At 41.4% G+C, this 19,254-nt stretch carries 20 protein-coding genes; 4 read left to right on the plus strand and 16 right to left on the minus strand.

What is annotated here, in order from left to right; genetic code table 11:
* Nucleotides 1-18: 18 nt before the first annotated feature.
* The 8 genes from atpE to mioC all read right to left on the minus strand — a co-directional run bounded on the left by atpE (nucleotide 19) and on the right by mioC (nucleotide 7,092).
* Entirely contained in the window at nucleotides 19-288 is a 270-nt protein-coding gene (atpE, locus tag Q4533_RS08490) for a F0F1 ATP synthase subunit C (protein WP_102530773.1), read from the minus strand.
* Between the two features lie 33 nt (nucleotides 289-321).
* Nucleotides 322-1,143, minus strand: a complete 822-nt coding sequence (atpB, locus tag Q4533_RS08495) for a F0F1 ATP synthase subunit A (protein WP_076541877.1) — start codon at nucleotides 1,141-1,143, stop codon at nucleotides 322-324.
* A gap of 12 nt (nucleotides 1,144-1,155) precedes the next feature.
* Nucleotides 1,156-1,539, minus strand: coding sequence for an ATP synthase subunit I (locus Q4533_RS08500; RefSeq protein WP_303413237.1), 384 nt, complete (start codon nucleotides 1,537-1,539; stop codon nucleotides 1,156-1,158).
* A 226-nt stretch (nucleotides 1,540-1,765) separates the two neighbouring features.
* The gene (locus tag Q4533_RS08505) at nucleotides 1,766-2,665 is read right to left on the minus strand and encodes a ParB/RepB/Spo0J family partition protein (protein WP_303502594.1); all 900 of its coding nucleotides are present in this window, start codon (nucleotides 2,663-2,665) and stop codon (nucleotides 1,766-1,768) included.
* A 22-nt stretch (nucleotides 2,666-2,687) separates the two neighbouring features.
* Nucleotides 2,688-3,470 (minus strand): ParA family protein, encoded by a 783-nt coding sequence (locus Q4533_RS08510; protein WP_076541796.1) that lies wholly within the window; start codon nucleotides 3,468-3,470, stop codon nucleotides 2,688-2,690.
* A gap of 56 nt (nucleotides 3,471-3,526) precedes the next feature.
* Nucleotides 3,527-4,150, minus strand: coding sequence for a 16S rRNA (guanine(527)-N(7))-methyltransferase RsmG (rsmG, locus tag Q4533_RS08515; protein ID WP_102436392.1), 624 nt, complete (start codon nucleotides 4,148-4,150; stop codon nucleotides 3,527-3,529).
* A gap of 121 nt (nucleotides 4,151-4,271) precedes the next feature.
* Complete coding sequence (gene mnmG, locus Q4533_RS08520; RefSeq protein WP_102436394.1) at nucleotides 4,272-6,161, minus strand: tRNA uridine-5-carboxymethylaminomethyl(34) synthesis enzyme MnmG; 1,890 nt, start codon at nucleotides 6,159-6,161, stop codon at nucleotides 4,272-4,274.
* A gap of 490 nt (nucleotides 6,162-6,651) precedes the next feature.
* On the minus strand, nucleotides 6,652-7,092 hold the full coding sequence (gene mioC, locus Q4533_RS08525; protein ID WP_303502595.1) for an FMN-binding protein MioC: 441 nt from the start codon (nucleotides 7,090-7,092) through the stop codon (nucleotides 6,652-6,654).
* Between the two features lie 180 nt (nucleotides 7,093-7,272).
* Here mioC and Q4533_RS08530 point away from each other — a divergent pair, with 180 nt between their 5' ends.
* On the plus strand, nucleotides 7,273-8,580 hold the full coding sequence (locus tag Q4533_RS08530; protein WP_303502596.1) for a sodium:alanine symporter family protein: 1,308 nt from the start codon (nucleotides 7,273-7,275) through the stop codon (nucleotides 8,578-8,580).
* 124 nt (nucleotides 8,581-8,704) lie between these two features.
* On the opposite strand, the gene fghA is transcribed toward Q4533_RS08530, so the two are convergent.
* Nucleotides 8,705-9,547, minus strand: coding sequence for an S-formylglutathione hydrolase (fghA, locus tag Q4533_RS08535; protein WP_303502597.1), 843 nt, complete (start codon nucleotides 9,545-9,547; stop codon nucleotides 8,705-8,707).
* A 77-nt stretch (nucleotides 9,548-9,624) separates the two neighbouring features.
* On the minus strand, nucleotides 9,625-10,755 hold the full coding sequence (locus tag Q4533_RS08540; RefSeq protein WP_102520270.1) for an S-(hydroxymethyl)glutathione dehydrogenase/class III alcohol dehydrogenase: 1,131 nt from the start codon (nucleotides 10,753-10,755) through the stop codon (nucleotides 9,625-9,627).
* A 142-nt stretch (nucleotides 10,756-10,897) separates the two neighbouring features.
* On the opposite strand from Q4533_RS08540, the gene Q4533_RS08545 reads away from it, so the two are divergent.
* Nucleotides 10,898-11,767: a LysR substrate-binding domain-containing protein gene (locus tag Q4533_RS08545; protein WP_102520271.1), complete on the plus strand. Its 870-nt coding sequence runs from the start codon at nucleotides 10,898-10,900 to the stop codon at nucleotides 11,765-11,767.
* Nucleotides 11,768-11,809: 42 nt separating this feature from the next.
* Here the strand turns inward: Q4533_RS08545 and Q4533_RS08550 are convergent, their stop codons facing one another.
* The 6 genes from Q4533_RS08550 to rpmH form a co-directional block, all read right to left on the minus strand.
* On the minus strand, nucleotides 11,810-12,421 hold the full coding sequence (locus Q4533_RS08550) for a PolC-type DNA polymerase III (RefSeq protein ID WP_102436406.1): 612 nt from the start codon (nucleotides 12,419-12,421) through the stop codon (nucleotides 11,810-11,812).
* Nucleotides 12,422-12,429: 8 nt separating this feature from the next.
* Entirely contained in the window at nucleotides 12,430-13,788 is a 1,359-nt protein-coding gene (mnmE, locus tag Q4533_RS08555) for a tRNA uridine-5-carboxymethylaminomethyl(34) synthesis GTPase MnmE (protein ID WP_303502598.1), read from the minus strand.
* Nucleotides 13,789-13,869: 81 nt separating this feature from the next.
* Complete coding sequence (gene yidC / locus Q4533_RS08560) at nucleotides 13,870-15,498, minus strand: membrane protein insertase YidC (protein WP_102436410.1); 1,629 nt, start codon at nucleotides 15,496-15,498, stop codon at nucleotides 13,870-13,872.
* 3 nt (nucleotides 15,499-15,501) lie between these two features.
* Nucleotides 15,502-15,756 carry a membrane protein insertion efficiency factor YidD gene (yidD, locus tag Q4533_RS08565; protein ID WP_076541774.1) on the minus strand — a complete coding sequence of 85 codons (255 nt, stop codon included), beginning with the start codon at nucleotides 15,754-15,756 and terminating at the stop codon, nucleotides 15,502-15,504.
* Nucleotides 15,723-16,079: a ribonuclease P protein component gene (gene rnpA, locus Q4533_RS08570; RefSeq protein WP_076541772.1), complete on the minus strand. Its 357-nt coding sequence runs from the start codon at nucleotides 16,077-16,079 to the stop codon at nucleotides 15,723-15,725. The genes yidD and rnpA overlap by 34 nt, the downstream gene beginning before the upstream one ends.
* A 16-nt stretch (nucleotides 16,080-16,095) precedes the next feature.
* On the minus strand, nucleotides 16,096-16,233 hold the full coding sequence (rpmH, locus tag Q4533_RS08575; protein WP_011867659.1) for a 50S ribosomal protein L34: 138 nt from the start codon (nucleotides 16,231-16,233) through the stop codon (nucleotides 16,096-16,098).
* A gap of 448 nt (nucleotides 16,234-16,681) precedes the next feature.
* Here rpmH and dnaA point away from each other — a divergent pair, with 448 nt between their 5' ends.
* Both dnaA and dnaN read left to right on the plus strand, forming a co-directional pair.
* A complete protein-coding gene (gene dnaA / locus Q4533_RS08580; RefSeq protein WP_076541770.1) occupies nucleotides 16,682-18,070 on the plus strand; it encodes a chromosomal replication initiator protein DnaA in 1,389 nt (462 codons plus the stop codon).
* A gap of 19 nt (nucleotides 18,071-18,089) precedes the next feature.
* Entirely contained in the window at nucleotides 18,090-19,190 is a 1,101-nt protein-coding gene (gene dnaN, locus Q4533_RS08585; protein ID WP_102436412.1) for a DNA polymerase III subunit beta, read from the plus strand.
* The last annotated feature ends 64 nt before the right edge of the window (nucleotides 19,191-19,254 follow it).

A 19,254-nucleotide genomic window follows, 5' to 3' on the forward strand; every position in this document is an offset into this window, starting at 1 on the left:
TCCTTCTAAGGGGGACGATTAGCCAGCTAGAACATCACTTAATTGACCCACAAACGGGTTAGCGAATACGAAGAATAATGCAACACCAACTGCAATCATTGAGATCGCATCAAGTAGACCAGCTACGATGAACATCTTAGTTTGTAATGCTGGAGCTAGTTCTGGTTGACGAGCTGAAGCTTCTAAGAATTTACCACCTAAGATAGCAAAACCAATACCAGTACCTAGCGCTGCTAAGCCAATCATGATCGCAACAGCTATTGCTGTAAAGCTAATTACAGTTTCCATTTTATCTCCGATAAATAACTAATTTTAAATAAATTAATGTTCTTCATGTGCCATGCTTAGATATACAATCGTAAGCATCATGAAGATAAACGCCTGCAGCACAATAACCAAAATATGGAAAATAGCCCAAGGCACTGATAGTGCAAACTGAGCCCACCAAGGCATCAGTGCTATCAGAATAAAGATCAACTCACCTGCATACAGGTTACCAAACAGACGAAGCGATAATGAAATCGGCTTCGCAACCAAGGTTACTGTTTCCAATACTAAGTTTACTGGAATTAGTGCCCAATGATTGAAAGGTTGTAAGGTCATTTCTTTTGTGAAACCACCAAATCCTTTAACTTTAATACTGTAAAAAACAATCAACGCAAACACGCTCAAAGCTAAGCCAAGAGTTACGTTTAAGTCAGTTGTTGGTACAATTTTAAGGTAAGGAACACCTAATAATCTGTTTGCGGCTTCAGGTACAAAGTCAACCGGAATTAAGTCCATTAAATTCATCAGGAAAACCCAGACAAAAATAGTCAGACCTAATGGTGCGATAACTGCGTTACGCCCATGGAATGAGTCTTTAACGATTTTATCAACACCTTCCACGCACATTTCAACGAAACATTGAAATTTGCCTGGAACGCCAGTTGTTGCTTTTCGTCCTACTTTGTAGAAAGCCCACAAAAATAGAACCCCAAGACCTACTGAAAACAAAAGTGAGTCAATGTGCCAAGTCCAAAACCCGGCATCTTGACATGCATAGTTAAAAGCGATTCCGCCATCGGCAGAACACATTTTCGCATTAGTCAGGTGATGCTGGATATACTCGGAAGCATTTAATGCTTCACCAGTTGTCGCCATGATTAATCTCACTTAATTTTGCTTGAAGTATAAAGGGGCCGTCCAAGGTATTAATAATGCCAACAGATAGCTGATGAATAACGGCATAAATGACGTTTTCAACAGACCAAATGCGATGGAAAACAATACAATGGTTAGCAGCAACTTTACCGCTTCCCCCAAGAAAAAAGACAAAACGACTTTTCTTGATGCTTTAGCTCCCGCATGAGAGAAAGCTAGGGTTGCGAATACAAAATTAGGGAGTACAGCAATGAGACCTCCTGCTAAAGCAGAAAATCCGTACTGAGCTCCCCACAGAGCGAAAAAGAAAATTGAAGTTCCCCCAGCTATCGCCGCCTGTAGCAACACTATCCGATAGGCTGACCAACGGCCACGACGCGCTAAAACCTTACTCAATTTTTTATCTCCGCATTAACGCTTAATTTCCAACTAATTTATTAACGTGTTTATTAATAAATCCGTTGTGAAAAAAAAGCATGCAAAGTATACCTTTTCACACCTTGTTTGCAACTTTGATAAGAGGTTAATCAGTGATATAAGGCGAGATTTAACGTTAAATATTCTAAAAGTTAAAATAACGCCTTGTTACTAAGTTACCTTTGAAATGATTTTGTTGAGGAATTTAGTGAATTTTACTGAGAATACCATCTAATTCAGCAAGATCTTGGTAGTTTATTACAATCTTACCTTTGCCTTTACTGCCATGATTAATGGCAACTTTTGCGCCTAATCGTTCAATTAACTGTTGCTCTAAGCGGCTTACATCATGGTCTTGAGTTACTTTTTCAGGCTCTTTAGCCGGATTTAGCGCTTTATTGACTAATCGTTCAGTTTCACGAACTGTCATTTCTTTAGATGCGACCAATCTAGCTAAGCTAGTTTGCTCCTCACCTTCAATGGCAAGCAAGGCTCTGGCATGACCCATATCAATATCGCCATATTCCAGTAAACGTTTTACAGGCTCATTTAAACTGTTTAAGCGTAATAAATTAGACACACTTGCTCTCGACTTTCCGACGGCATCAGCCGTTTGTTGATGAGTCAGTTCAAACTCTTCGAGTAAACGTTGTAATGCAATGGCTTCTTCCATGGCATTTAAGTCTTCACGTTGAATGTTCTCAATCAAAGCGATGGCAACGGCAGCTTCATCAGTAACCTGTTTAACGATACAAGGTACTTTGTTTAATTGAGCAATTTGAGCGGCTCTCCAGCGGCGTTCACCGGCAATAATCTCATACTTGGTATCATCAACCTTACGCACAACAATCGGTTGAATAACCCCTTGTGAGCGAATCGACTCAGCCAGTTCATCAAGTGCTTCAGGTGACATATCTTTACGAGGTTGATATTTACCTGATTGCAGTAAGTCGAGATCAAGCATCAGTAAACCATCTTCAGTAACCACTTGTGGCTCACTGATTTCAGCTTTGGGTTGTGTAAGTTCAGCTTTGCGACTCGCAGCACTACTGTTACTCAATAATGCATCTAAGCCTTTTCCTAAACCGCGTTTTTTTAACGTCATTTTATTCCCTTACACTTAATACTTACTTAGATTCTGTTTGTTGCTCAGCACGGCGAATGATTTCACCAGCCAGTGCTAAATAAGCTTTCGCCCCTGCACTGGATTTATCGTAATACATTGCTGGCGCCCCAAAACTTGGCGCTTCAGCTAAACGGATATTACGGGGGATCACGGTGCGATACACTTTTTCACCAAAATGTTGTTTTAATTGATCAGACACGTCATTGGATAAACGATTTCGCGGATCGTACATGGTGCGTAAAATCCCTTCGATGCTAAGGCTAGGATTAACCATAGCCCCCAGTTTAGTGATGGTATCAATTAAGGCGGTCAAGCCTTCCAATGCATAATACTCACATTGCATTGGTACCAGTACCGAGTCAGCAGCTGACATAGCATTGACGGTCAACATATTTAATGAAGGCGGGCAATCAATAAAAATGTAATCGTAATCATCTTTAACAGCTGCAATGGCATTTTTTAAACGAATTTCTCGGGCAAAAAACTCCATTAATTTAATTTCGGCAGCAGTAACATCACCATTGGCTGCGATCAGATCGTATTTACCTGAGGTATTTTTGATCACTATGTCATCGAAGGGCTTTTCTTCGACTAATAATTCATAAGCGGTGTTTTCAACGTCGTATTTATCGACGCCACTTCCCATAGTGGCATTACCTTGTGGATCAAGATCAATTAACAACACTTTGCGCTTTGTGGCTGCAAGTGATGCTGCTAAATTTACACAAGTTGTTGTTTTTCCTACGCCACCTTTTTGATTGGCAACGGCAATTACTTTACCCACAAGTTCACCCTAATGACTGATTTACGATGTCCGATAATATAAATTATTAGCTATGGTTATTTTTTATTAACCAGCTTTAATAGATGTCTTTGTTCATCTAACTTTGGCACATTAAGCACTATCGTTTCTGCTATTTCAAAACCCTGAGGAATTGTCGCTAACTCCGTATCACTAAGCTGACCTTTTAGGGCGTAAAAAATACCATCTGCAGCAGGAAGGTGATGGCACCAGCTGAGCATATCTTCGATTGATGCAAAAGCGCGACTGATGACACCATCAAATTTTTGCTCAGGCTCATACGCTTCTACACGACTTTCAATTGAAGTGATGTTATTTATTTTTAATTCAAATTGAACCTGTTTTTGAAAACGGATCCGTTTGCCTAAACTATCGAGTAATACAAACTCTTTATCCGGATTTAAAATGGCTAATGGGATCCCTGGTAAACCAGGTCCAGTTCCGACATCAATAAAGCGTTGCCCCTTAAGATAAGGAGAAACCACCAAACTGTCCATCACATGTCGGATTAACATCTGTTCAGGATCTCTAACCGAGGTCAAGTTATAGGCTTTATTCCACTTATTCAGCATGGCAACAAAATCAACCAGTTGTTTTTGCTGTGTATCTGTGGCTGAAATATTTGTTTCAGCTAAATAGGTTTTAAGTTGAGTTGCTAGCACGCTGGGTGACCTCGAAAAGCAATGGGAATAATAAAATCATCGGGTATTATGAATGGCGAAAATGACTAAGGGAAGCCTCAAAGCTTCCCTTATTGGTCAAAAGACAACTTTTTGCTGGGATTTATGCGCTTTTACGCAATAAACCACGCTTTTTAAGATGAACCAGCAAGATTGAGATCGCTGCCGGCGTCATTCCTGAAATTCTTGATGCTTGACCAATGGTTTCAGGTTTATGCTCATTCATCTTAGCGATCACTTCATTTGAAAGGCCTGGAACTTCTTGATAATCAAGATCAAGCGGCAAGATTGTGGTTTCATTACGAATCGCTTTATCAATTTCACCTTGCTGTCTTTGAATATAACCAGAGTACTTCACTTGAATTTGAACTTGCTCTGCAGCACGTGGATCTTCAATCCCCGGTCCAAAACCTTCTAAACTCATTAATTTCTTATAATCCATTTCTGGACGACGAAGTAGATCTTCAAATGATGCTTCACGAGAAATTGGGGTATTAAGCTCTGGGTTTAATACATCAAGCAAAGGTGAATTATTATGAACCCAATTACTGCGTAAACGTTGCAACTCAGTTTCAATCGATTCCATTTTTTCACTGAATAATGCCCAGCGATGATCATCAACTAAACCTAATTCACGACCTTTTTCTGTCAAGCGCAAATCAGCATTGTCTTCACGTAGTAGCAAACGATATTCAGCACGACTGGTGAACATACGGTATGGCTCTTTGGTACCTAAGGTTGATAAGTCATCAACTAACACCCCTAGGTAAGCTTGATCACGGCGTGGGCACCAAGCCTCTTTGCCTTGAACTTGCAATGACGCATTCATACCAGCTAGCAATCCTTGAGCACCGGCTTCTTCATAACCGGTAGTACCGTTAATTTGTCCAGCAAAGAACAAACCATTGATATTTTTAGTTTCAAGTGAATTTTTTAAATCTCTTGGATCAAAATAATCATATTCAATAGCGTAACCAGGACGAATGATTTCAGCATTTTCCATGCCTTGAATCGATCGCACCAAATTCAATTGCACATCAAATGGCAAACTGGTTGAGATCCCATTTGGATAGATCTCATTGGTGGTTAAGCCTTCAGGCTCAATAAAGATCTGATGCGATGATTTATCTGCAAAGCGATTTATTTTATCTTCGATCGATGGACAATAACGTGGTCCAATACCTTCGATCACCCCTGAATACATTGGGCTACGATCCATACCTCCACGAATAATATCGTGAGTTTTTTCATTGGTATGAGTGATATAACAAGATACTTGCTCAGGGTGTTGACTAACATCACCAATAAACGACATAACTGGCAAAGGTGAATCACCTTTTTGCTCAGCCATCTTGGAAAAATCAATGCTATTAGCGTCAATTCGTGGTGGGGTACCGGTTTTTAAGCGGCCAACACGAATTGGCAATTCTTTTAGTCGATTTGCTAAGGCAATCGCTGGCGGATCACCTGCTCGGCCACCACTGTAATTTTCTAAACCAATATGGATTTTACCACTAAGGAATGTGCCTGTAGTTAACACTACGCTTGGCGCTTCAAAAGCGAGTCCCATCTGAGTGACTACACCAATTACTGTATTATTTTCAACAACTAAGTCATCTACTGCTTGTTGGAAAATGCGTAAATTAGGCTGGTGTTGTAAAATCTGTTGGATTTTTTGACGGTAAAGCGCTCTGTCAGCTTGAGCTCGAGTCGCTCTGACTGCTGGGCCCTTACTGGAATTTAATGTTCGAAATTGGATACCTGCAAAATCTGTTGCAGTAGCCATTGCACCACCAAGAGCATCAATTTCTTTAACTAAATGACCTTTTCCAATACCACCGATGGCAGGGTTACAAGACATTTGACCTAAAGTATCAATGTTATGTGTTAACAATAATGTTTTTGACCCCATTCTTGCGGCTGCTAGGGCAGCTTCAGTTCCGGCATGACCACCACCAACAACAATTACATCAAACCGTTCATGAAAATGCATTTTGTGACCTTGGATAAAAGTAAATTCGATATTGCAAAATTTAACTAGATTTCAAATCTAGGGCTTGCTTGAGCCGAGTATTTTAGCACTTGGTTTGCTTTTCGGGAATGATCAATTTTCTAGTTTCGATCTAACGGGCTTCGCTTAATAGATCTTAAGATCTTTAAATAGATCTTTTTATTACTATTACTATTAGGATCGCACTTTTCTGTGGGTAACTCATTTATTTGTTTATTTTCATAGGTTAACGACAAAACGATCCTGTGATCAATGAAGGATCAAACTCAATATAACTTGGGGATAGATCGGCTAGTTATCCACAGGGGTGATCTTCGAGCAGATCACCTTAAGATCTGTACAGCGTTATGATCGGTAAAAATAATAGCTTATCCACAAAGTTATGATCGTATTTTGCTTTTTGTGGATAAGATAGGTTGTTATTGTGGGTATAAATAAAGATGTTAACCAAGCTCTCTGGCTTTTTGGGGATCTAAATGGAGGATTGCCACTCTGAAAGCCAAGCTAGTGCCGGATCTTCTGGGACAGGATCCTTTTGAACATCAATTTGGATCTTATTCACAAACGGTTTTGCACCGAGCTGATCGAGTCTTGAAATTAATTTTTCAGGCCCAAGACAAAAAGTGTCGTAACTTGAGTCGCCAATTGCGCACAAAGCAAATTTTAACTCGCTTAGATCGCTATTTGAGGTCAATAATTGCTGATAAAAGGGGGCTAAATTGTCTGGAAGATCGCCTGCGCCATGAGTTGAACTGACAATGATCCACAGTGATTTAGGGTCAAGATCATCCAAGTTTGCGGCTAAATGAATGCAGGTTTGGTGGCCTATTTCGTTAAGCTGAGCCGCCATATCGTCGGCCACATATTCGGTTCCGCCTTGAGTTGAGCCCACTAAAATATCTATTTTTGCCATGTTTTATCCTAGATGATTACTGTTAAACACTACTTATAGGGTTAGTTTACGCCTATTTAGCATTGCACAAAGTGGTTTTTATCCGTATTTTCAATAATTACAATTTACAAAAAATTAACTTTTATTATGTCTCTGGTTTCAATTACGGCTCAAATGGCTGATTTAGCATGGGGGCCTCACATGCTGGTTTTACTGGTAGGTGGTGGGCTTTTCTTCCTGATTTATTCACGTTTTATTCCTTTTCGCTACATTGGCCACGCTATAAATATTGTCCGTGGTAAATATCCTGATAAAGGCGCTGTGGGGCATATTAGCCACGCAGGGGCGTTATCCAGTGCCATGGCCGGCACCGTTGGTATGGGTAATATTGGTAGTGTTGCAGTGGCTATTATGGTGGGTGGACCGGGGGCCATCTTTTGGATGTGGATTAGCGCTAATGTGGGAATGGCGACTAAATTTTTCACCTGTACCTTAGCTATTATGTATCGCGGCAAGGATGAAAATGGTGATGTGCAGGGGGGGCCCATGTACATAATCACTCAAGGTTTAAGCAAAAAATGGCACTTTTTAGCGGTATTTTTTTGTGTTGTTGGCCTTGTTGGTAATTTTCCGTTGTTTAATGCCAATCAATTAGTACAGATTATTCGTGAGTGGTTGATTGTTAAACCTGGCTATTTTCCCAGTGATCAATCCACCTTTTGGGTGGATTTAAGCTTAGGGATTGTGGTTATGCTGATCGTTGCCAGCGTGATATTAGGCGGGATTAAACGCATTGCTTCGGTGGCCACTAAAGTCGTGCCGTTAATGATCGTCATTTATATGGGCTGCGCTTTTTATGTTATTGCTGCCAATATTGCTGATATACCGAGTTATTTTAAGCTTATTATCACTGAAGCATTTTCACTTAATTCGGTTGGTGGTGGCATATTGGGCACCATGTTGATCGGTATCCGCCGAGCGGCTTTTTCAAATGAAGCGGGTATTGGCACTGAAGTAATGGCGCATGGTAGTGCCAAAACCAACGAACCAGTAAAAGAAGGCTTAGTGGCCATGCTGGGTCCTGCTATTGATACCTTATTAGTGTGCACTGCCACGGCAATGATCATTTTAATTTCGGGGGTGTGGCAAGGAACTGAAGCTGAGGGGGTTAATTTATCGGCTCAAGCCTTTGAAGTTACTATGCCGGGCGTGGGTCCGTATTTGCTGATCCTTTGCGTGGTATTTTTCAGTATCAGCACCATTTTTACTCAAGCATTTTATGGTGGTCAGTGCTTTGCATTTTTATTTGGTCACAAAAGATTACGCCTTTATAAATTATTTTTCTTGCTGGCGATACTGTTTGCTGCAACAGCAACCATTCAAGAAATCGTTAATATTATTGATGCTGCCTATGCTTTAATGGCGATTCCAACCATGACCTCAGCTATTTTATTAGCCCCTAAAGTTCGAGATGCTTCTAAGAAGTACTTCGCTAAATTGGCGGCTTAAAATTAACTAACAAGTTGAATTAAAAAAATAGATAACAAAAATGGAGTGACTACTGAGAATATAGTCACTCCATTTTTATGTTCGGTCATAATACAAGGTGGCTTATGACCGAATTCAGGTTTTATTACTTTATTAAGTGCTTTGCGTGAAAACGTAAATGATCTTCAATAAAGCTACTGATAAAGAAATAACTGTGATCATAGCCTTCCTGCATGCGTAAGGTCAGCGGGTATTGCTGAGCTTTAGCGGCTTCAATTAAGCTTTCAGGTTTTAGTTGTTCAACTAGAAAGTTATCTTCAGTGCCTTGATCCACCAGCATAGGTACCTTAACCATCGAGTTTTTCATTAACTCGCTGCTGTCGTATTCAGCCCAGCTTGTTTGATCTGATCCTAAATAACCGTTAAAAGCCTTTTGCCCCCAAGGGCAATTTATCGGATTACAGATCGGACTAAAGGCTGAAATAGATTGATATTGCTGCGGATTTTTAAGTCCTATGGTAATGGCGCCATGACCGCCCATAGAGTGGCCACTGATACTGCGCATGCTTGTCACTGGAAAATGCTGCTCAATAAAGGCTGGCAATTCTTTTACCACATAGTCATACATTTGATAGTGGGTATTAAAGGGTGCTTGGGTAGCATTAAGATAAAATCCGGCGCCTAAACCAAAGTCATAAGCGCCATTGGCATCATCTGCGACATTTTCACCGCGCGGGCTGGTATCTGGAGCCACAATAGCAATGCCAAGCTCTGCTGCGACTCGTTGAACGCCTGATTTTTGCATCACGTTTTCGTCGGTGCAGGTGAGGCCTGACAACCAATATAGCACCGGCACTTTTTGTGATGCTGCTTGTGGCGGCAGATAAATGGCAAAGCGCATTTGGCAGTTTAACGTATCAGAGTGATGGCTATATTGTTTTAACCAGCCGCCGAACATTTTATTACTACTGATGTTTTCTAAAGTCATTTGATTGGTCACTTTTTATAAAAATGCCCTTAGCGTAAGGTTAAGGGCATGATATTTATCGAATACGGCAATAAGATTTACTTATCGAAGTGAATGACACTGCGGATACTTTCACCGCTGTGCATCAGATCAAAAGCATCATTAATCCCTTCAAGCCCCATAGTGTGAGTAATGAAATGGTCTAGTTTGAATTCGCCGTTGAGATATTGCTCAACAATACCGGGTAATTGACTGCGCCCTTTAACGCCACCAAATGCACTTCCTTTCCATACTCGACCAGTCACTAGTTGAAATGGTCGAGTAGATATTTCTTGGCCTGCGCCAGCAACACCAATAATCACCGATTCGCCCCAACCTTTATGACAACACTCTAACGCGCTGCGCATAACGTTGACGTTACCGATACATTCAAATGAGAAATCTACGCCGCCATCGGTCATTTCCACAATGACATCCTGAATCGGTTTGTCATAATTTTTTGGATTAATGCAATCAGTCGCACCCAGTTTGGTGGCGAGTTCAAATTTAGATTCATTTAAATCAATGCCGATAATGCGTGATGCTCCGGCCATGGTTGCGCCAATAATGGCTGATAAACCAATGCCGCCTAGACCGAAAATGGCCACAGTATCGCCTTTTTGGACTTTAGCTGTGTTCAATACCGCGCCCATACCGGTTGTTACACCACAACCGAGTAAACACACTTCTTCAAGTGGTGCGTCTTTATTGACTTTCGCTAATGAAATTTCTGGTAATACAGTATATTCAGAGAAGGTTGAACACCCCATGTAATGGAAAATAGGCTGGCCATCTTTATAAAAACGGGTAGTGCCATCAGGCATTAAGCCTTTGCCTTGGGTTTCACGAACTGCACTACAAAGGTTGGTTTTACCTGAAGTGCAGAATTTACATGTACCGCATTCTGCGGTGTATAACGGAATAACATGGTCGCCGACTTTGACACTGGTAACACCTTCACCAACCATCTCTACAATTCCGCCACCTTCATGACCTAAAATAGCCGGGAAAACACCTTCTGGATCATCGCCAGATAAGGTAAATGCATCGGTGTGGCAAACACCAGAAGCGATGATTTTCACCATGACTTCACCCGCTTTTGGATACATCACGTCGACTTCTTCAACCGATAATGGCTGTCCTGGTCCCCATGCAATAGCGGCCTTAGATTTCATAAATTGTGCTGACATTGTGTTTGTCCTTTTAACGTTAACCATAAAAGTGGATCTACTTAGTGTAGATGAGGCTCAGTAGATGATGGATCTATTGTATTTATTTTCTGTCAGTTGATAATGGGCTATAAATACAATTTACTTTTACGAGGTGGTAATAATGTTGCCATGGGAAGGGGTTTACGAATTTGTCGCGGTGGCTGAAACGGATAGCTTTACGGCAGCAGGTAAACGTTTAGCTATTTCGACCGCGCAAGTGAGCCGCCAAATTAGCCAAATTGAAAATAGGTTAAGCACAAAATTGTTTTATCGCACCACCCGTAAAGTGTCGTTAACTGAAGAAGGCCATATATTTTATCGCCATTGCCGCCAAGTTATCGATGGACTTGAAGAAGCTGAGCGGGCTATAAGTAGTTTGCAAAATAAACCCCAAGGGTTAATTAAGCTTACCGCACCAGTGACCTATGGTGAGTCATTTGTGATGCCGATTGTCACTGACTATATGCAGCAGCACCCTGATGTTGAAGTGATTTGTGAGTTAACTAACAGGCAGTTAGATTTAGTGGAAGGCGGCTATGATTTAGCGATTAGGTTAGGGCGTTTACCTGATTCGAGCATGATGGCAAAGCGCTTAACCAGCCGTGAGCAGTTTGTTTGCGCCGCCCCTGATTATATTAATCGTTTCGGCGCGCCTTATTCATTATCAGAATTAAGTCTGCATAATTGTTTAGTGGGCTCACAACCCCACTGGCATTTTAATGAAGGTGGCCAAGCAAGAAGTATTAAAGTGCAAGGGAATTTACAGTGCAGTAGTGGTATTAGCTTACTTAACGCCGCCATTAAAGGTTTGGGGATTGTGCAGCTACCGGGTTATTACGTGGCAGAGGCGATAGCTGCGGGCAAGCTTTCGGTTATTTTAGAATCTTATAAGCAGCAGCAAGAGGGGATTTGGGCTTTGTATCCTCACAATCGGCATTTGTCACCCAAAGTGAGGTTACTGGTGGATAAGCTCGCCGCTGAATTACCTTAACGAGCCGTATCATGGGTTATTTTAGTTGCTATAAGTTAGCCGTTATAAAGATTGTAAGTAACCATTAACTTGGGCTTTAGGGCGCTTTGAAATCTGGTTAATCAGCTCAAAAGTAATCGCTTTATGGGGCAGTTGCTGTTGCAGCAGCTGCAGTTGATGATTCCATAAATGTGCTGTCATGGTGGCATCGGCTAATGCGCGGTGAAACACGCCATCATTAGGCAGCTGATGATATTCAACTAAGGTGCCTAATTTATGGTTTGGCGCATCTTGGCTAATGCGGCGCGACAGTAATAATGAACAGGCAAATTGGCCAGAATATTGTTGCTGACAATGCTCAAACTCGGCATCTAAAAACTTCTTATCAAAGCTGGCGTTGTGGGCCACTAAGTTAAAGTCTTCAATAAAATCGGCAAAGCGAGTCATGACTGCTTCACAAGAATCTGCCTCTTTAAGCATGGCATTGGTGATGCCGGTGTAATTTTCAATAAAACTGTTTACCGATCTACCCGGATTCATTAATTCTTGAAAGCTATCGACGATCACGCCATCAATGAGTTTTACCGCACCAATTTCGATGGCGCGATCTGCATTATTAGGTGATAAGCCTGTGGTTTCGAAATCGAGCACGATAACCTTATTTGCCAATATCATGAGCGATCCTATTTACCAATACAGAATGAGCTAAAGATTTTACCCAGCAGATCATCTGAGGTGAACTTACCGGTAATTTCAGATAGCGCCATTTGGCACATACGTAATTCTTCTGCTAATAACTCGCCGGCTAAATACACTTCTAACTGCTCTTTACCCAGTTGTAAGTGACTGGCAGCTAAATCTAGGGCTTCTAAATGACGACGACGGGCAATAAAACCGCCTTCAAGGTTACTTTGATAACCCATTAATGATTTAAGGTGCTGTTTAAGCTCTTCAACCCCTAAGCCGGTTTTCGCTGAAATGCGATAAACGCTATAGCCGTGCTCATCAGTGGTCATTACTGGCTCACCGGTTAAGTCCGCTTTGTTACGAATAACTGTGACGCCGAGTTTTTTCGGTAAACGGTCAATAAAGTCAGGCCAAATATCGTGAGGATTTACATCGGTGGTAGTGGTGCCATCAACCATAAATAACACTCTATCGGCGGTTGCTATCTCATCCCACGCACGCTCAATACCAATTTTTTCAACGGTATCAGCGGTGTCACGTAAACCGGCGGTATCTATAATATGCAGTGGCATGCCATCAAGGTGAATATGCTCGCGCAGTACATCACGGGTAGTCCCTGCAATTTCAGTGACAATGGCAGACTCTTTACCTGCTAGGGCATTTAATAGGCTTGATTTACCGGCATTAGGACGACCAGCAATTACCACTTTCATGCCTTCACGAATAATTGAGCCTTGCTTGGCACTGGCTTGGACTAAGTCTAATTTGGCGATGATGTTATACAGTGAGTTAGCGATTTTACCGTCAGATAAAAAGTCGACTTCTTCATCAGGGAAATCAATGGCTGCTTCGACGTATAAGCGCAAATTAGTAACTTGCTCGACTAACTGATGTACTTCATCAGAAAACTCGCCCTGAAGTGAGTTTAACGCGCTCTTAGCCGCTTGTTCACTGGTGGCATCAATTAAATCGGCAATGGCTTCTGCTTGGGTTAAATCCAGCTTGTCGTTCATAAAGGCTTGCTCGCTAAATTCACCGGGCTTAGCGATACGAATGCCATCTACTTCCATCACGCGTTTGATCAGCATATCAAGCACAATTTGGCCGCCATGGCCTTGAAGCTCTAATACATCTTCACCGGTAAAGGAGTTTGGTCCTTTAAAAAACAGTGCGATTCCCTGATCAATGACCTCGCCTGACGCGTTTTTAAAATCACAGTAATCGGCATAACGGGTTTTAGGTAAATGGCCTAATACGCTATGTGCGACTTCCGTGGCTTTATCGCCTGAAATACGAATGATACCTACGCCGCCACGACCTGGTGCGGTTGCTTGTGCCACGATAGTGTTTGTCATTGAGGAAAACCTTGTTGAAATAGTAAAGGAAAAGGCGGCTTAATAGCCGCCTTTGTTGATTATATCAGTTTGAGCTATGACTTATTTTAAGCCTTTTTTCTCTAAACCTGCATAAATAATCTTTTGCTGGGTAATAGCGACTAAGTTACCTACTAACCAGTATAGAACTAGACCGGCTGGGAACCATAGGAAGAACACAGTAAAGATAACTGGCATCCACTGCATCATTTTCACTTGCATAGGATCCATAGTCGGTGCCATTGGTTGCATTTTTTGCATTAACCACATAGACACACCCATTAATAATGGTAATACATAGTAAGGATCTTGAACCGACAAATCGGTAATCCAAAGCATGAATGGCGCATGGCGTAATTCATAGCTTTCTAGTAATACCCAATACAAGGCGATGAAAATTGGCATTTGCAGCAAGATAGGAAGACAGCCACCCATAGGGTTAACTTTCTCTTTCTTATACAGCTCCATCATGGCTTGACCCATTTTCTGGCGGTCATCACCTAAGCGTTCTTTCATTTCTGTCAGTTTAGGCTGCAAGTTACGCATTTTAGCCATTGACGAGTATTGTGCTTTGGTTAGCGGGTATAAAAGACCACGCACGGTTAGGGTAATTAAAATAATCGCCACACCCCAGTTACCTACAAAGGATTGATAGAACATCAATAACCAGTGAATTGGGATAGCTAACCACCAAAGGAAACCATAATCTACAACAAGGTTTAATGTTTCAGAAATTTTAGATAAAGCTTCTTGGTTTTTAGGGCCAACATAGAATTGGGCACTAATGGTTTGCTGTGCACCTGGTGCAATATCATGTACCGCGCCGCGGAAACCAACATTGGCTTGGCCGCCAGCACTCATGCTGGTAAAAATAGTATTTGAATCAGCTGCAGGCGGCACCCAAGCTGATACAAAGTAGTGTTGTAGCATTGCTGCCCAACCACCTAGTGTCTGTTGGTTTAGGTTACTTTTTGCAATGTCATCAAAGTCATACTTTTCGTAACGAACATCGCTAGTCGAGTATGCTGCACCACGGTAAGTTGGCATCATCATGCTGCTTTCAGATGCTTGTACAGTTTGTTTTATTTGACCATACATTTGCATTTGCAGCGGTGCTGAAGTGGTGTTGTTTACATTGTAATCAACAGTCACATCAAATTGACCACGGGTGAAGGTAAATACTTTGGTATATGCTGCGCCATTAGCATCAACATAATTAAGCGGTACTGATAAAGAGTCTTGGCCATCGGCTAACACATAATTTTCAGATTCTGCTGAAAATTGAGCGCGACCATGGCGGCTGCTATCAATACCATCGCGGCCAATAAGACCACTTTGTGAGATGTAATTAAATGAACCATTTTGTTCAAGTATTACGAATGGGTCATCACTGTCTATTTCAACTTTATGATCAACTAATGCAGCATAAACAATATCACCGCCTACTGGGCTGATTTTAATGTCTAGTTGATCTGTTTTCACAGTAATTAAATTTTGTGTAGCAGGTAATTGAACAGGCATGCCTGCATCAGCCTCTGGTACATCGCTAACGTTTTGTGACGCAACATTAGTAGTCTGTGACGTTGTTTGGGCCGCTACTGGTTGCGGGGCTTTATCGTCTTGCCATGCTTGCCACATTAAAAAGCTGACAAAAAGCAGAGCGATAAGCATTAAATTACGTTGAGATTCCATAGCCTATTTGTTACACCTGTCGTTTTTAGGGGGGACGGGATCACTTCCGCCGGGATGTAAAGGATGACATTTTAGTATGCGTTTCGCCGCAAGCCAACAACCTTTCGCAGTTCCATGCGTTTTTATTGCATCAATTGCATAATAAGAGCATGTTGGATTGAATCTACAGCGGGGTCCCAGCATAGGGCTGATAAAGAGTTGGTAGCCACGAATAGCCTTTGTGGCTAACCATTGTAACGGCGACTGAGTTTGCGCCATAACTTCTCTATTAATTTATGTAGGTCTGCATTTTCCATATCAACCACGCCATTTCTTACCAAGACAACTATATCAAGGTCTGGAATATCATGCTGGTGTAAACGGAAATTAGTTCTTATCACTCGTTTAATGCGATTTCGGTCACTGGCATTTTTAACAAAACGTTTTGCGACAGTTAATCCAATACGAGGATGTTGCTCTGAATTTGGAATAGCAAGCAGAGTTATTTCAGCAGAAGATGCTTTGATGGGATTTGAAAATACAGATTTAAATTGCGCGGGAGTTAGCAAACGCAACTCCCGCGTAAAAGCATAGCTAGTCACTATGAATATCTACTGATTAAGCAGATAAACGAGCGCGACCTTTTGCACGACGACGTGCAATCACTTTACGGCCGCCTACAGTGGCCATACGTGCGCGGAAGCCGTGAGAACGCTTACGCTTCAGGTTGCTTGGTTGAAAAGTACGTTTACTCATTTTGGCAATCCGTATATTTAGTAGTTAATAAACCTTACATTCTTGAAATAAGACGCAAGGGCAAAAAAGAGGCCGAATTGTAATCACTTTAATCACTACCGTCAACTAGGAAAATGACTATATGAACAATTTTTACCAATTTAACTTTGATAAGTACCCTAAAAATCTACCACAGGATGTGGATAACTCTGTGTACCAACACAATATGTAGTGGATCTAAGATAGTTTTACTAGATCAAAGCCGCGCTATTATAGATCAATGTTGATCGGTTAATAAAGCAGGATCTATGAACAATTCATAATAAATAGATCGATTTTGATCTTCAAAGATCACAGATATCCACATACAATGATCAGCTTGGGGATAAAATTTTTTTTATCGATAGCGATCATTGAGATCTAACGATAGAATACCCCTCCTTCAACAAACGGTATTTAAGGATTTTTAGTGGCGGTTTCACTGTGGCAACAATGTATCGGCAGACTGCAAGACGAATTGTCTGCGCAGCAATTCAGTATGTGGATCCGTCCGCTGCAAGCTGAAATGGATGGTGATACCTTGGTACTTTATGCGCCGAATCGTTTTGTGCTCGATTGGGTTCGTGATAAGTATATCAATATCATTAATCAATTTTTCACTGAACAGTTAGGTGGCAATGCGCCTAAGCTGCGTTTTGATATTGGTAGTCGTCCGTCTGCAGCTAAACCTGCAGCACCAGTGATTGCTGAAATAAAGAAACCTCAGAATACCCATACTAAAGCGCGCGTTAGTACTTCGTTTAATACTCAAGCTGAACCGGTTGAGCATGCTAACCACCGCAGTAACATTAATCCGACTTACCAGTTTGATAATTTTGTTGAAGGTAAATCAAACCAACTGGGTAAAGCGGCTGCACTTCAAGTGGCTGAAAATCCAGGTGGCGCCTATAACCCACTATTTTTATATGGTGGTACTGGTTTAGGTAAAACCCATTTATTACACGCTGTTGGCAATGGGATCATCAAAAATAATCCCAATGCCAAAGTGGTTTACATGCATTCTGAGCGCTTTGTTCAGGACATGGTTAAAGCACTGCAAAATAACGCCATTGAAGATTTCAAACGTTACTACCGCAGTGTTGATGCATTATTTATTGATGACATTCAATTTTTTGCCAATAAAGATCGTTCTCAAGAAGAATTCTTCCATACCTTTAACGCATTACTTGAAGGTAACCATCAAGTCATTTTAACTTCGGATAAATATCCCAAGGAAATCGATGGTGTTGAAGATCGCTTAAAATCTCGCTTTGGTTGGGGCCTAACCGTTGCCATTGAACCGCCAGAACTTGAAACCCGTGTGGCGATCTTAATGCGTAAAGCACAAGAGAGCGGCATTAATCTGCCTGATGAAGTGGCATTTTTTATTGCTAAGCGTTTGCGCTCAAATGTGCGTGAATTAGAAGGCGCATTAAATCGCGTTATTGCTAATGCTAATTTTACCGGACGTCCAATTACCATTGATTTTGTCCGTGAAGCATTACGTGATTTACTGGCGTTACAAGAAAAGTTAGTCACCATTGATAATATTCAGAAAACCGTTGCTGAATATTACAAAATTAAAATGGCTGACATGTTATCTAAGCGCCGTTCGCGCAGTGTTGCCAGACCACGTCAAGTGGCAATGGCATTATCAAAAGAGTTAACTAACCAAAGCTTGCCTGAAATTGGTGACGCATTTGGTGGTCGTGATCATACTACTGTATTACATGCATGCAGAAAAATTGCTCAGTTACGTGAAGAAAGTCATGACATTAAAGAAGATTATGCTAACTTGATACGTACCTTATCTTCTTAATATCGGGAAATTGAGACGAATGAAATTTTCAATTGATAGGGATGCCCTATTAAAACCACTTCAGTTGGTTTGTGGCGCAGTAGAAAGACGCCATAACTTGCCAATTTTATCTAATCTACTTGTTGAAGTTAGTGAGGGCTCACTTAAGCTTACAGGTACGGACTTAGAGGTTGAGCTTGTCGGTCAAGCTCCCATCCAAGGTGAAGTTGAAGTGGGACGCACCACAGTTCCGGCTAAAAAATTATTAGATATTGTTAAATCTCTTCCTGAGCAAGTTGAAATTAAAATTGAGCAGCAAGAGAACAAATGGTTATTACGCTCAGGCCGTAGTCGTTTTTCACTGGCGACCTTGCCAGCATCAGATTATCCCAATGTTGAAGCGTTTGAAGCTGAAATTGAATTTAGCTTAAAGCAGGGCACTTTGAAGTCGATTATTGACTCGACACAATTTTCAATGGCAAACCAAGATGTGCGTTATTATCTAAATGGCTTGTTATTTGAAACCGCAGGTAACACCTTAAAGGCCATTGCCACAGACGGTCATCGCTTAGCATTAAGTCATCGTCAAATAGAAACCAGCTTACCTGAGAAGCAAGTGATTGTGCCGCGTAAAGGCGTGGTTGAAATGGCGCGTTTACTTGAAAGTGAAGACAGTGATATTACCATTGCGATTGGTGATAGTGCGATTCGTGCGATTACTGCCAATGCGGTATTCACCAGTAAATTAGTCGATGGTCGTTTCCCTGATTATCGCCGCGTATTACCTAAAGGCGGCACCAAAATTGTGGTGGCTAGCCGTAATCAATTAAAACAAGCGTTAACCCGTGCTTCTATTTTGTCGAATGAGAAGTTCAGAGGTGTGCGTATTCAGCTTGAGCCGGGATTATTGCGCATTACCGCCAATAACCCGGAGCAAGAAGAAGCAGAAGAGATTATCGATGTTGAATACAACTCAGATAACCTAGAAATTGGCTTTAACGTCAGCTATCTATTGGACGTATTAAATAATTTAGCCAGTGATGATGTTAGAATTACCTTAATAGACGGTAACTCAAGCGCACTAATTGAAAACCACGCAGAAGAAGACTCTATGTACGTGGTTATGCCAATGCGCTTATAAGTAAATAGTCGCTTAAACTTGATTAAGCGCCGTTTAACTATAACGTTTTACCCCAAGAAGGTGC

This window comes from Shewanella sp. 6_MG-2023, assembly GCF_030547195.1.
Taxonomy (GTDB): Bacteria; Pseudomonadota; Gammaproteobacteria; order Enterobacterales; family Shewanellaceae; genus Shewanella.